The organism is Rhodopseudomonas palustris BisB18 (assembly GCF_000013745.1).
In the GTDB taxonomy this organism is placed as follows: domain Bacteria; phylum Pseudomonadota; class Alphaproteobacteria; order Rhizobiales; family Xanthobacteraceae; genus Rhodopseudomonas_A; species Rhodopseudomonas_A palustris_F.
Window position 1 is genome coordinate 1,485,172 of sequence record NC_007925.1, and the last position, 13,173, is coordinate 1,498,344.

Consider the following 13,173-nt stretch of genomic DNA (forward strand, 5'->3'; position numbering starts at 1 on the left):
GTTTTAATCGGATTCGAAAGCCATTCGCATATAAGCGAAGGCTTGCGAGGAATCGCCTACAACAAGAATTGGTCGGGGGAAGCGTCGGTGGGTCAGGTTTTCGACCTCGCGATCATTGGCGGCGGCATCAACGGCTGCGGCATCGCGCGCGATGCGGCCGGACGCGGCAACTCGGTGTTTCTGTGCGAGATGAACGATCTGGCCAGCGGCACCTCGTCGTGGTCGACCAAGCTGATCCACGGCGGGCTGCGCTATCTGGAGTATTTTGAATTCCGCCTGGTGCGCGAGGCGCTGATCGAGCGCGAGGTGCTGTGGCAGATCGCGCCGCACATCATCCGCCCGCTGCGCTTCGTGTTGCCGCATCACGCCGGCTTGCGCCCGGCGTGGCGGCTGCGGCTCGGGCTGTTGCTGTACGACTATATCGGCGGCCGCAAGCTGTTGCCGCCGACCTCTTCGCTCGATCTGTCGCGCGAAAAGGTCGGTGAGCCGCTGATCCCCGGCCGCTTCAAGCGCGGTTTTGAATATTCCGACTGCTTCGTCGATGATGCCCGGCTGGTGCTGCTGACCGCGCGCGATGCCGCCGATCGCGGCGCCGAGATCCGCACCCGCAGCCGCGCGGTGTCGATCCGCCAGGCCGACGGCCTCTGGCAGGTCACGGTGGAGGACACGCTGAGCGGTGCGCGCCGCAGCATCAGCGCGCGCGCGCTGGTCAACGCCGCCGGCCCCTGGGTCGAGAGCGTGCTGGCCGAGGGCTCCGGCGTCGCGCCCAACAGCAAGGTGCGGCTGGTGCAGGGCTCGCACATCGTGGTGCCGAAACTGTACGACCACGACCGCGCCTACATCTTCCAGAACGCCGACGGCCGCATCGTGTTCGCGATCCCCTATCAGGACGACTTCACGCTGATCGGCACCACCGACCGCGACTACGAGGGCGATCCCGCCAAGGTGAAAGCCTCGGCCGAGGAGATCGGCTATCTGTGCGACTCCGTCGGCGCCTATCTGAAAAAGCCGGTGAGCCCGTCGGACGTGATGTGGACGTTCTCCGGGGTGCGGCCGCTCTATGACGACGGCGCCAGCGACGCCAAGGCCGCGACCCGCGAATACGTCTTCGAGCTCGACGTGCCGAAAGGCGGCGCGCCGCTGTTGACGATCTTCGGCGGCAAGATCACCACCTATCGCAGGCTCGCCGAAGAGGCATTGGAGAAGCTGGCGCCGTATCTGCACGGCGACAAGGCGCGCGAGGGCTGGACCGCCAAAGCGCCATTGCCGGGCGGCGATTTCGACGTGTTCGGCCTTGGCCAACTGATCGGCGAACTGCGCCGCAGCTATCCGTTTCTGTCCGAGGCGCACGCCGCACGGCTGGCCGGCGCCTACGGCACCCGCGCGCCGCTGTTGCTCGGTACCGCGACCTCGATGGCCGATCTCGGCCAATCGTTCGGCGCTACGCTGACCGAGCGCGAGGTGCGCTATCTGATGGCCAACGAATGGGCGGTGACCGCCGAGGACGTCGTCTGGCGCCGCTCCAAGCTCGGCCTGCGGCTGTCGGTGGCCGAGATCGCCGCGATCGACGGCTGGATGATCGCGCAGCGCGCGGCGCCGACCGATGGCGCGTTGCGTAAGGCGGGAGGGCTGCCGTGAGCGTGTCGCTGCAAAACGTCAGCCGCAGCATCGACGGCGTGCCGGCGATCCGCGACGTCTCGCTGACGCTGCAGCGCGGCACGCTCACCGTGCTGCTCGGGCCGACGCTGTCCGGCAAGACCTCGATCATGCGGCTGCTCGCGGGGCTCGACAAGCCGAGCCACGGCAAGGTTCTGGTCGACGGAAAAGACGTCACCGGCGTCGACGTCCGCAAGCGCTCGGTGGCGATGGTGTATCAGCAGTTCATCAACTACCCCTCGCTCAGCGTTTACGAGAACATCGCTTCGCCCTTGCGGGTGCAGCGCCAGCCGCGCGCCGAGATCGAGCGCAAGGTGCAGGAGGCGGCGAAGTTGTTGAAGCTCGAGCCGTATCTGAAGCGCACGCCGATGCAACTGTCCGGCGGACAGCAGCAGCGCACCGCGATCGCGCGCGCGCTGGTCAAGGGCGCCGACCTGGTGCTGCTCGACGAGCCGCTGGCTAATCTCGACTACAAGCTGCGCGAGGAACTGCGCGTCGACCTGCCGCGCATTTTTGAGGCGTCGGGCGCGATCTTCGTCTACGCCACCACCGAGCCGTCGGAGGCGCTGCTGCTCGGCGGCAACACCATCTGCATGTGGGAGGGCCTGGCGCTGCAGAACGGCGTCACCGCGCAGGTCTATCGCCGCCCCGAGAGCTTGCGCGTCGCGCAGGTGTTCTCCGATCCGCCGCTCAATCTGGTGAACGTCGAGAAGAAGAACGGCGCGGTCGACTATGCCGGCGGCGGCTCTGGCCCCGCGACCGGAGTGTTCGCTTCCCTCGGAGATGGCGCCTACCGGGTCGGTTTCCGCGCCCATCAGCTCGAGGTCGCCAGCGGCCACGCCGACCGCCACGCCTTCGCCACCACGGTGTCGGTGACCGAGATCACCGGCTCGGAGAGCTTCGTGCATCTGAAGCGCGGCGACACCAACTGGGTCGCGGTGCTGCAGGGCGTGCACGAATTCCTGCCCGGGCAGCCGCTGGAAGCGGTGCTCGATCCCGCCAATCTGTTCGTGTTCGACGCCGCCGACCGCCTGGTCGCGGCACCTTCGACGATGTGAGGCGCAACGATGGCTCGCATTGACCTCGTCGATCTCGCGCACACTTATCTCGTCGGCCCGGACCTGCCGCCGGAGGCTTACGCGCTGAAGCCGGTGTCGATGACCTGGCGGCAGGGCGGCGCCTACGCGCTGCTCGGGCCATCGGGCTGCGGCAAGACCACGCTGCTCAATCTGATCTCCGGCATCGTCACGCCGTCGCACGGCCAGATCCTGTTCGACGGCACCGACGTCACCCGGCTCTCGACCCGCGAGCGCAACATCGCCCAGGTGTTCCAGTTTCCGGTGATCTACGACACCATGACGGTGGGGCAGAATCTGGCGTTTCCGCTGAAGAACCGCGGCGTGGCGAAAGCCGACATCGACAAGCGCGTCGCCGAGATCGCCGAACTGCTCGATCTTACCCCGCATCTCAAGCGCAAGGCGACGCGACTCACCGCCGACGCCAAGCAGAAGATTTCGCTGGGCCGCGGCCTGGTGCGCTCAGACGTCTCGGCGATCCTGTTCGACGAGCCGCTCACCGTGATCGATCCGCATCTGAAATGGGAGCTGCGCTCCAAGTTGAAGGCGCTGCACCGCGCGCTGGATCTCACCATGATCTACGTCACCCACGACCAGACCGAAGCTTTGACCTTTGCCGACACCGTGGTGGTGATGCATGACGGACGCGTGGTGCAGAGCGGCACGCCGGAGGAATTGTTCGAAAAGCCGGCGCACACCTTCGTCGGCTATTTCATCGGCTCGCCCGGCATGAACGTGGTGCCGGCGCAAGTGCGCGGCCGCGAGGCCAAGATCGGCGGCCACGTCATCCCGCTCGGCCGCGCTTACGATCATCTGCCGCAAGGCGCCAAGATCGAGATCGGCGTGCGGCCGGAATTCGTCCATGTCGCGCCGCTGGCGCCGGGCTTGCTTGCAGCCACGATCGAGCGGATCGACGATCTCGGAAGGGTGCGGTTTGCAAGGGTGCGGGTCGGCGACGTGAAGTTCGCGGCGCGGCTGCCGCCCGGACTTTCGGAGCCAGGCTCGGAAGTCGGGCTGGTGTTCGAGCCGGCGCGGATCCTGGTCTATGCCGATAGCCGCCTGGTCGAAGGCCAGGCGTTGGAGAAGGTGGCCTGATGGACAAGACCGTCAACCAGAAAGCCTGGTTCCTGGTGCTGCCGGTGTTCGCCATCGTGGCGTTCTCGGCGATCCTGCCGCTGATGACGGTGGTGAACTATTCGGTGCAGGACACTTTCGGCAACAACCAGTTCTTCTGGAACGGGGTCGGCTGGTTCAAGGAATTGCTCGACCCTAACAGCGACCTCGGCGAGCGGTTCTTCGCCTCGCTGGCGCGCAACCTGGCGTTCTCGGCGATCATCCTCGCCATCGAAGTGCCGCTCGGCATCGTGGTGGCGCTGGCGATGCCGCGCCATGGCTGGACGGTGGCGCTGTGCCTGGTGATCATGGCGCTGCCGCTGTTGATCCCGTGGAATGTGGTCGGCACCATCTGGCAGATCTTCGGCCGGCCCGACATCGGCCTGTTGGGCTATTCGCTGAACGGGCTCGGCATCGATTACAACTACGTCTCCAACGCGTTCGACGCCTGGGCCACCGTGGTGGTGATGGACGTCTGGCACTGGACCAGCCTGGTGGCGCTGTTGTGCTACGCCGGGCTGAAATCGATCCCCGACGCCTATTATCAGGCGGCGCAGATCGACGGCGCCTCGCGCTGGGCGGTGTTCACCGCGATCCAGCTGCCGAAGATGCACCGCGTGCTGTTGATCGCGGTGCTGCTGCGCTTCATGGACAGTTTCATGATCTACACCGAACCCTTCGTGGTGACCGGCGGCGGGCCGGGCAACTCGACCACCTTCGTGTCGATCGAGCTGGTCAAGATCGCGCTCGGCCAGTTCGACCTCGGCAAGGCCGCGGCGCTGTCGATCGTCTACAACCTGATCATCATCATCGTCTGCTGGGTGTTCTACACGGTGATGACCAATGTGGGCTCCGGCCGCGACACCAACCCGGAGGGCGCATGATGCATAGCGAGCGCGCGATGCATTCGATCCCCGGCCGCCGGCTGATCCTGGCGCTGTATCTGATCTTCCTGCTGCTGCCGATCTATTGGCTGGTCAATATGAGCTTCAAGACCAACGCCGAGATCGTCTCGACCATGACGCTGTGGCCGCACCAGCCGACGCTGGAGAATTACCGGACCATCTTCACCGACGAGAGCTGGTATTCCGGCTACATCAACTCGCTGAAATACGTCGTGATCAACACGGTGCTGTCGATCTCGTTCGCGCTGCCGGCGGCCTATGCGTTCTCGCGCTATCGCTTCCTCGGCGACAAGCATCTGTTCTTCTGGCTGCTGTCGAACCGGATGGCGCCGGCCGCGGTCTATGCGCTGCCGTTCTTCAACCTGTATTCGGCGATCAATCTGTTCGATACGCCCTGGGCGGTGGCGCTGGCGCATTGCCTGTTCAACGTGCCGTTGGCGGTGTGGATTCTCGAAGGCTTCGTCTCCGGCGTGCCGAAGGAGATCGACGAGACCGCATTCCTGGACGGCTATTCGTTTCCAAAATTCTTCGTCAAGATCATGATGCCGCTGATCGCCTCGGGGATCGGGGTGGCGGCGTTCTTCTGTTTCATGTTTTCCTGGGTCGAACTGTTGCTGGCGCGCACGCTGACCTCAGTCAACGCCAAGCCGATCTCCGCGGTGATGACCCGGACGGTGTCGGCCGCCGGGATGGACTGGGGGCTGTTGGCGGCGGCCGGCGTGCTCACCATCATCCCCGGCGCGCTGGTGATCTGGTTCGTCCGCAACTACATCGCGCGCGGCTTCGCGCTGGGTCGGGTGTGAGGTCGAAGATGTTCGAAATTGAAGAGGAACAGCGCCGCCGTCATTGCGAGGAGCGCTCACGGATCGTGTCCCGGGCGCGGTGCAGCACGAAGTGCTGCTCCGCAGAACCGGGACCTTTACGGATGCGGCGTTCCGTAACGGCCCCGGATCAGCAGCGCACCACGCCCCAAGAGGGGCGCGTTGCGCTGCGTCCGGGGCACGCTGTTGCAATCGTCGCGGACCCCTTTGCGCGCAACGACCAACGCGGGAGACGCTAACCCATGGACAACATCGCATGGATGGCCTGGACCGCGCCGACCGCGATTTTCTTCGTGCTGTTGGCCGGCACGCTCGCGGTGATGACCTGGCTCGCGGTGGCCTATCCGGAGGCCGAGCGCGTCGGAATTTTAAGGATTCCCACCACCCGCGGCGACCGGCTGTTTCTGTCGCTGATTTCCGCCGCGGTGATCCATCTGGCGTGGATCGGGTTCGTCGGCAGTGATCCCTTGGCGACGCTGCCGATCGGCACCGATGGAATTGAAATCTCGAGCCTGTGGCTCGCGACCGTCCTTTCGCTGCTCTTTGCCGTTGCGATCTTTCGCAACGTCTGAGCGTCGAACACGACAGATCCGGGATCAACCCGGAGCTGAATAAACGACCAACGGAGGAACAGGATGCAACACGCAATCGGACAGCGCCGTCGATCGACGCGCGCGATTTTTCTCGGCATGGCGAGCGCCGCGGCGCTGATCGCGGTCTCGACGGCGCCGGCGCTTGCCGACGACGCCACCGCGCAGAAATGGATCGACGAGGAATTCCAGCCCTCGACGCTGTCGAAGGAAGATCAGCTCAAGGAGCTGCAATGGTTCGCCAAGGCGGCCGAGCCGTTCAAGGGCATGGACATCAACGTCGTCTCCGAAACCATCACCACCCACGAATACGAAGCCAAAACGCTGGCCAAGGCGTTTTCGGAAATCACCGGCATCAAGCTCAAGCACGATTTGATCCAGGAAGGCGACGTGGTCGAGAAGCTGCAGACCCAGATGCAGTCCGGCAAGAACGTCTATGACGGCTGGATCAACGACAGCGATCTGATCGGCACGCATTTCCGCTACGGCCAGACCATCGCGCTGTCCGACTACATGACCGGCGAGGGCAAGGACGTCACCGACCCGATGCTGGACATCGACGACTTTATCGGCCGTTCGTTCACCACCGCGCCCGACAAGAAAATGTATCAGCTGCCGGACCAGCAGTTCGCCAACCTGTATTGGTTCAGGTACGACTGGTTCACCAATCCGGACTACAAATCGAAGTTCAAGGCGAAATACGGCTACGACCTCGGCGTGCCGGTGAATTGGTCGGCCTATGAGGACATCGCCGAGTTCTTCACCAACGACGTCAAGGAGATCAACGGCGTCAAGGTCTATGGCCACATGGATTATGGCAAGAAGGATCCGTCGCTCGGCTGGCGCTTCACCGACGCCTGGCTGTCGATGGCCGGCAACGGCGATCGCGGCATTCCCAACGGCCTGCCGGTCGACGAATGGGGCGTCCGCATGGAAGGCTGCCGTCCGGTCGGCTCCTCGATCGAGCGCGGCGGCGACACCAACGGCCCTGCGGCGGTGTATTCGATCGTCAAATATCTCGACTGGATGAAGAAATACGCGCCGCCGCAGGCCCAGGGCATGACCTTCTCGGAATCGGGTCCGGTGCCGGCGCAGGGCAACGTCGCCCAGCAGATGTTCTGGTACACCGCCTTCACCGCCGACATGGTGAAGCCGGGTCTTGCGGTGATGAACGCCGACGGCACGCCGAAGTGGCGGATGGCGCCGTCGCCGCATGGCGCGTATTGGAAAGACGGCATGAAGCTCGGCTATCAGGACGTCGGCTCCGGCACGCTGTTGAAGTCGACGCCGCCGGATCGCCGCAAGGCGGCGTGGCTGTATCTGCAGTTCATCACCTCGAAGACTGTCAGCTTGAAGAAGAGCCACGTCGGTCTCACCTTCATCCGCGAGTCGGATATCTGGGATAAGTCCTTTACGGAACGGGCGCCAAAACTCGGCGGCCTGATCGAGTTCTATCGCTCGCCGGCCCGTACGCAATGGTCGCCGACCGGCAACAACATCCCGGACTATCCGAAGCTGGCGCAATTGTGGTGGCAGAACATCGGCGACGCGGCCTCGGGCGCCAAGACCGCGCAGGCGGCGATGGACTCGCTGGCGGCGGCGCAGGATTCGGTGCTGGAGCGGCTCGAGCGCTCCAAGGTGCAGGGTGACTGCGGCCCGAAGCTGAACAAGAAGGAGACCGCCGAGTTCTGGTACAAGAAGTCGGAAAAGGACGGCAACATCGCGCCGCAACGCAAGCTCGCCAACGAGAAGCCGAAGGGCGAAACCATCGACTACGACACGCTGATCAAGTCGTGGCCGGCGTCGCCGCCGAAGCGCGCCTCGCTGAACTGAGCGGCAGGCTCGCATCGCCAAAGCACAAAGGCCGGGAGCATCCCGGCCTTTTCCATGAAGCGATCAGCGGCGAACTCAAAGCGGCAGCCGTTTCTGCGCCGGAAGTGTCTCGAAAGACCTTGACCTCTCCACGTCATGGCCGGGCTTGTCCCGGCCATCCACGGACACATCGACGGCCTCGCTTGTGGGCGTGGATGCCCGGCACAAGGCCGGGCATGACGCGGTTGGGCCAGAGCCGGATCTCGCCGGCCTGATCCGCAGCGCGTTAAGGCCGAGGCGTTACTGCGCCGCCTGCAGCTTCTCATCCAGCGTCGGGTAGTCGGTGTAGCCCTTGGCGCCGCCGCCGTAGAACGTCGCCTTGTCGGGCTCGTTGAACGGGCCGCCGCGACGCAGCCGCTCGACCAGGTCGGGATTGGCGATAAACAATTTGCCGAACGCGATCAGATCGGCCTCGTCGGCATCCAGCACCTTGTTGGCGAGCGCCAGATCGTAGGCGTTGTTGGCGATGTAGGTACCGTGGAAGCGCTTGCGCAGGCTCGCATAGTCGAACGGCAGATTGTCCCGCGGGCCGCCGGTCGAGCCCTCGATGACGTGGATATAGACCAGCTTCAGCTTGTTCAGCTCGTCGACGATATAGTCGAACAAGGCCTGCGGATTTGAATCCGAGACGTCGTTGGCCGGAGTCACCGGGGAGATGCGAATGCCGGTTCGCTCGGCGCCGATCTCCTCGACCACGGCCTTGGAAACTTCGAGCATCAGCTTGGCGCGGTTCTCGATTCCTCCGCCATAAGCATCGGTACGCTTGTTGCTGCTCTCGCGCGCGAATTGATCGAGCAGATAACCGTTGGCGCCGTGGATCTCGACGCCGTCGAAGCCGGCTTCGATGGCGTTGGCGGCGGCCTTGCGGTAATCCGCGATGATGCCGGGAATTTCGTTGAGTTCGAGCGCGCGCGGCTCGGAGACGTCGGCGAACTGACCGCCCACATAGGTCTTGGTCTTGGCGCGGATCGCGGACGGCGCCACCGGCGCGCCGTGGTTCGGCTGCAGGTCGACATGCGAAATCCGGCCGACGTGCCAGAGCTGGATGAAGATCTTGCCGCCCTTCTTGTGCACCTCGTCGGTGACCTTGCGCCAGCCGGCGACCTGCTCCTTGGAGTAGATGCCCGGGGTGTCCTGATAGCCCTGACCCTGCTGCGAAATCTGGCTGGCCTCGGTAATCAGCAGCCCGGCGCTGGCGCGCTGGCCGTAATATTCGATCGCCAGAGGATTGGGCACGAAGCCGGCGACGGCGCGGTTGCGGGTCAACGGCGCCATCACGGTGCGGTTGGACAGCGTGATCGGGCCGAGCTTGTAGGACTCGAACAGTTTGGTCGGAGTGCTCATGGGGGAGGGGTCCTGGACGATTGCAATGGCCTTGAACTGTGTATGGCGCGCGGGAATGGCAATGCGATCGCCTAAAATAGATGCGTTTGCATGATAAATTGCAATGTCTGATATGCGGTCAGGAAGGATTCAGCACGAACCGACTTTCGGCCGCCGTCGCGGTGGCCGAAAGTCGTGACTGAAAGCCGATCCCCGGTCAGTTCGCGCCGAGGAAGTCGTGCTTGCCGACCGCGACGCCACTCATCCGCAGGATGCCGTGCGCGATGCTGACGTGGAAATAGAAGTTCGGCAGCGAAAAATTGCTGAGGAATTGCTGGCCGGTGAGGGTCGTGGTCTTGGCCGGGCCGCTGGGGAAGGTGATCTCGCGGGTCGCGGCGCTGTCGAATTGCGCCGGCTTGAAGCCCTGCAGGTAGGCGATGGTCTTGGCGATGCGCTGCTGCAGCTCCTCGAAATTGGTCTCGGTGTCCGGCGTCACCGGCACTTCGCTGCCGCTCAGGCGGGCGGCGCCCTTGGTGGCATAATCGCAGGCGAGCTGGACTTGCCGGGTCAACGGCAGCATGTCCGGAAATAACCTGGTGCCGAGCAGCGTGGCGGGCTCGATCTTCTTGGCGGCCGCATAGTCCGCGGCCTTTTTCAGGCTGGCGGACAGGCTGCCAAGCATTTGCAGATAGGCAGGCACGGCGAAATCGTAAAAGGACATGTGATGCTCGTTTTCATGGGAGATGGCAGCGGGGGTGAAAGATGCTGCTGCATGAATTTGGGAACTGCACCGCCGGAATCAACCGCCGGGCCTTGCCCGCGAGAAGTTTTCTAGCGCGGTCGGCGGGAACGCGACGTTTCCCGCAACCGGCCGACGATGCCGGTCGGGAAAAAATACACGCTGGCGATGAACAGCAGCCCGAGCCACAACAGCCAGCGGTCCGGATGCAGCAATCCCGGCAGCAGCGGCAGCCCGGCTTCGGCGGCGGCATTGGAGGCGAGCCCCATCAGCGCTTGCAGATAATTCTGCGCCAGGATGAAGATGGTGGCGCCGATGATCGCGCCGTAGATCGTGCCCATGCCGCCGATCACCACCATCAGCAGAATGTCCAGCATGATGGCGAACGACAGCGAGGTGTCGGGGCCGGCATAGCGCAGCCACATCGCGTTCAGCGCGCCGGCGGAGGCGGCGACCAGCGCGGCGATGCAATTGGCGTAGGTCAGATGAAACACCGTGCGATAGCCGAGCGCCTCGGCGCGGAATCGATTCTCGCGCACCGCCTGCAAGACGCGGCCGAACGGCGAATTCACCACCCGCAACAGGCCGAGGATCATCGCCGCGCAGCCCACGAAGATGATGTAGTAAGTCAAGGTGCGGCCGTTGACGGCAAAGCCCAGCACGTCCTTGGCGATGAACACGGTGCCGGGCCGCAGCAATTCCGGCAATTGGAAGCTGCGGCCGTCCTCGCCGCCGGTCAACCACGACAGTTGTGACGCCAGCACCATGAAAGCCGAGGCCACCGCCAGCGTGATCATCGCGAAGAAGATCGCCTCGACCCGCAGCGAAAACAACCCGATGGCGAGCGCCAGCAAGGCGGCCAGCGGCAGGCCGACCGCAAGCCCCAGCGCGATCGCGCTCCAGCTTGGTCCCAGTGTGTAGAGCGCAATCGCGATCGCGTAAGAGCCGATGCCGTAGAACATCGTATGCGCGAACGACACCGTGCCGGTGTAGCCGAGCAACAGGTCGTAGGACGCCACCAAGGCTGCGAAGATGCAGATCTTGGTGGCGACGTTCAGCGGCTTGGCGCCGGGAAACAGCAAAGGCGCCAGCGCCAAGCCGGCGACGATGGCGATCAACAGCACGCTGAGCAGCCGGCTGCGCGGCGGATCGCCGGACAGAAGCATCATCGGCAAATCCTCATCGACTCGTCACCGCATAGAGCCCGCGCGGCCGCCACATCAGGATCGCGACCATCAGCAGGATATTCGACACCAGCGCCAGCTTCGGCAGCAGGAAGCCGCCGTAATTCGCCACCATCGCAACCAGAAGTGCGCCGATGAAGCAGCCGCCGATCGAGCCGAGCCCGCCGATGATCACCACGATGAACACCAGAACGGTGAGATCGTTGCCCATCGAGGCGTGCACCTGCTCGCGATACAGCGCCCACATGATGCCGCCGAGCCCGGCCAGCGCCGAGCCGACCATGAACACGCCGAGGAACAGCCGCTTGATGTGATAGCCGAGCGCCTCCACCATCTCGCGGTTCTCCACCCCGGCGCGGATCAACAGCCCGATCTTGCTGCGGGTCAGCACCAGTTGAATGCCGACGAACACCGCGAGCCCGACGCCCATCGCCAGCAGGCGGTATTTGGCGATCGCGACGTCGCCGAGGATGAACGAGCCGCGCAGCGACGTCGGCAGCGGCAGCGGAATGATCTGCGGCCCCCACAGCGCGTACAGCGCCTGCTCGGCGACGATCAACCCTCCGGTGGTCATCAGGATCTGTTTCAGATGCTGGCCATAGACCGGCAGGATCAGCACCCGCTCGACGACAAGGCCGAGCGCGCCGGACATCGCCATCGCGGCAAGCGCCGCGGGCGCCAGCACCGCGAGGTTGAGCCAGAGCGAGTCGGCCTGCACCCAGGCCGCCAGCGGCAACAGCACCAAGGTTGCGACATAGGCGCCGACCGCGATGAAGGCGCCGTGGCCGAAATTCAGCACGTCCATCAGCCCGAACACCAGCGTCAGCCCCGACGCCATGATGAAGATCATCATGCCCATGGCCAGACTCGCCACCGTCAGCGTGATCCAGGTCGAGCCGGAGCCGATCAGCGGCAGCATCAGGAGCGCCAGCAGCACCGGCAGCAGCAGCGGCAACAGGTCGCGCGGCTGTTTCGGCAGCGCGTCGGTGGCGGCAAGCTCGGTCATTGATGCGCCTCCAGGCTGAGGCCGAGCAGGCGTTCCTGCAGCGGAATGTCATCGGCCAGATCCGCCATGCCGCCGCGATGCACGATGGCGCCGTTGTCCATCACCAGCACCGCGTCGCCGATCTCGCGGGCAGCGTGGAAATTCTGCTCGACCAGCAGGATGGTGGCGCCGCGCCGCTTGATCTCGGAAAAGCAGTCGATCAACGAGCCGATGATCGCCGGCGCCAGCCCCTTGGTCGGCTCGTCGATCAGCAAGAGTTGCCGCGGCTCGACGATGGCGCGCGCGATCGACAGCATCTGCTTCTGTCCGCCGGACAGCGCGCCCGCCCGCGACAGCCAGAATTTCTTCAGCGCCGGGAAGAAGCCGAAAATCCATTCCAGCCTTGCTGTGTCCGGGGCGCCTTCGCGCGCGGCCAGGATCAGGTTTTCCTTCACCGTGAGATCTGAAAACACCGCCATGCTTTCCGGCACGTAGCCGACGCCGAGCCTGGCGATGTCAGGCGTGGCGATGGTGTCGATGCGCCGGCCGGCGAGCGTAATGCTGCCGGCCGAGGCCGGCCACAGCCCCATGATGGTGCGCAGCGTGGTGGTCTTGCCGGCGCCGTTGCGGCCGAGCAGCATGGTGGTCTTGCCTTCGGGGACCGCGAAGTCGACGCCGTGCAGGATGTGATAGCGGCCGATATGGGTGTGCACGCCGCTGAGCGTGAGCAGATCGGTCATGCGGCGCTCGCTTTCACGCGAAGGGCGCTGCCTTCTCCCCTCCCCCTTGCGGGGAGGGGTCGGGGGTGGGGGTCCCCGCAATAAACGTTTCCGTTGTCGACCCCCACCCCAGCCCTCCCCGCAAGGGGGAGGGAGTTCGGCCGTGGGCGTCGCGAGGACGCCATCAACA

General features: G+C 64.6%; 12 protein-coding genes. 7 read left to right on the plus strand and 5 right to left on the minus strand.

From position 1 onward, the window contains the following. The first annotated feature begins 87 nt into the window (after positions 1–87). The 7 genes from glpD to RPC_RS06875 all read left to right on the plus strand — a co-directional run bounded on the left by glpD (position 88) and on the right by RPC_RS06875 (position 7,994). Complete coding sequence (gene glpD, locus RPC_RS06845; protein ID WP_011471828.1) at positions 88–1,638, plus strand: glycerol-3-phosphate dehydrogenase; 1,551 nt, start codon at positions 88–90, stop codon at positions 1,636–1,638. Further along, a complete protein-coding gene (locus RPC_RS06850) occupies positions 1,635–2,714 on the plus strand; it encodes an ABC transporter ATP-binding protein (RefSeq protein ID WP_011471829.1) in 1,080 nt (359 codons plus the stop codon). The genes glpD and RPC_RS06850 overlap by 4 nt, the downstream gene beginning before the upstream one ends. Before the next feature lie 9 nt (positions 2,715–2,723). Next, positions 2,724–3,827 carry an ABC transporter ATP-binding protein gene (locus RPC_RS06855; RefSeq protein ID WP_011471830.1) on the plus strand — a complete coding sequence of 368 codons (1,104 nt, stop codon included), beginning with the start codon at positions 2,724–2,726 and terminating at the stop codon, positions 3,825–3,827. Beyond that, on the plus strand, positions 3,827–4,729 hold the full coding sequence (locus RPC_RS06860; protein WP_011471831.1) for a carbohydrate ABC transporter permease: 903 nt from the start codon (positions 3,827–3,829) through the stop codon (positions 4,727–4,729). Before RPC_RS06855 ends, RPC_RS06860 begins: the two co-directional genes overlap by 1 nt. Positions 4,730–4,746: 17 nt before the next feature. Beyond that, complete coding sequence (locus RPC_RS06865) at positions 4,747–5,553, plus strand: carbohydrate ABC transporter permease (protein WP_041802537.1); 807 nt, start codon at positions 4,747–4,749, stop codon at positions 5,551–5,553. Between the two features lie 260 nt (positions 5,554–5,813). Then, positions 5,814–6,143: a DUF2160 domain-containing protein gene (locus RPC_RS06870; RefSeq protein WP_011471833.1), complete on the plus strand. Its 330-nt coding sequence runs from the start codon at positions 5,814–5,816 to the stop codon at positions 6,141–6,143. Positions 6,144–6,206: 63 nt separating this feature from the next. Further along, on the plus strand, positions 6,207–7,994 hold the full coding sequence (locus RPC_RS06875) for an ABC transporter substrate-binding protein (RefSeq protein ID WP_011471834.1): 1,788 nt from the start codon (positions 6,207–6,209) through the stop codon (positions 7,992–7,994). Between the two features lie 279 nt (positions 7,995–8,273). On the opposite strand, the gene RPC_RS06880 is transcribed toward RPC_RS06875, so the two are convergent. From RPC_RS06880 to RPC_RS06900, 5 genes are all read right to left on the minus strand, one after another. Beyond that, on the minus strand, positions 8,274–9,377 hold the full coding sequence (locus RPC_RS06880) for an alkene reductase (protein WP_011471835.1): 1,104 nt from the start codon (positions 9,375–9,377) through the stop codon (positions 8,274–8,276). Between the two features lie 196 nt (positions 9,378–9,573). Continuing rightward, a complete protein-coding gene (locus tag RPC_RS06885) occupies positions 9,574–10,077 on the minus strand; it encodes a DUF1993 domain-containing protein (RefSeq protein WP_011471836.1) in 504 nt (167 codons plus the stop codon). Between the two features lie 110 nt (positions 10,078–10,187). After that, positions 10,188–11,264: a branched-chain amino acid ABC transporter permease gene (locus tag RPC_RS06890; RefSeq protein ID WP_011471837.1), complete on the minus strand. Its 1,077-nt coding sequence runs from the start codon at positions 11,262–11,264 to the stop codon at positions 10,188–10,190. Between the two features lie 10 nt (positions 11,265–11,274). Beyond that, on the minus strand, positions 11,275–12,285 hold the full coding sequence (locus tag RPC_RS06895; RefSeq protein WP_011471838.1) for a branched-chain amino acid ABC transporter permease: 1,011 nt from the start codon (positions 12,283–12,285) through the stop codon (positions 11,275–11,277). After that, the gene (locus RPC_RS06900; RefSeq protein ID WP_011471839.1) at positions 12,282–13,004 is read right to left on the minus strand and encodes an ABC transporter ATP-binding protein; all 723 of its coding nucleotides are present in this window, start codon (positions 13,002–13,004) and stop codon (positions 12,282–12,284) included. The genes RPC_RS06895 and RPC_RS06900 overlap by 4 nt, the downstream gene beginning before the upstream one ends. Positions 13,005–13,173: the final 169 nt, after the last annotated feature.

Excerpts from the sequence above, each read along its gene's own strand:
- RPC_RS06900 (WP_011471839.1), bottom strand. The coding sequence starts at position 13,004 with ATGACCGATCTGCTCACGCTCAGCGGCGTGCACACCCATATCGGCCGC.
- RPC_RS06870 (WP_011471833.1), top strand. The coding sequence starts at position 5,814 with ATGGACAACATCGCATGGATGGCCTGGACCGCGCCGACCGCGATTTTC.
- RPC_RS06890 (WP_011471837.1), bottom strand. The coding sequence starts at position 11,264 with ATGATGCTTCTGTCCGGCGATCCGCCGCGCAGCCGGCTGCTCAGCGTG.
- RPC_RS06895 (WP_011471838.1), bottom strand. The coding sequence starts at position 12,285 with ATGACCGAGCTTGCCGCCACCGACGCGCTGCCGAAACAGCCGCGCGAC.
- RPC_RS06880 (WP_011471835.1), bottom strand. The coding sequence starts at position 9,377 with ATGAGCACTCCGACCAAACTGTTCGAGTCCTACAAGCTCGGCCCGATC.
- RPC_RS06860 (WP_011471831.1), top strand. The coding sequence starts at position 3,827 with ATGGACAAGACCGTCAACCAGAAAGCCTGGTTCCTGGTGCTGCCGGTG.
- RPC_RS06855 (WP_011471830.1), top strand. The coding sequence starts at position 2,724 with ATGGCTCGCATTGACCTCGTCGATCTCGCGCACACTTATCTCGTCGGC.
- RPC_RS06885 (WP_011471836.1), bottom strand. The coding sequence starts at position 10,077 with ATGTCCTTTTACGATTTCGCCGTGCCTGCCTATCTGCAAATGCTTGGC.
- RPC_RS06865 (WP_041802537.1), top strand. The coding sequence starts at position 4,747 with ATGCATTCGATCCCCGGCCGCCGGCTGATCCTGGCGCTGTATCTGATC.
- RPC_RS06875 (WP_011471834.1), top strand. The coding sequence starts at position 6,207 with ATGCAACACGCAATCGGACAGCGCCGTCGATCGACGCGCGCGATTTTT.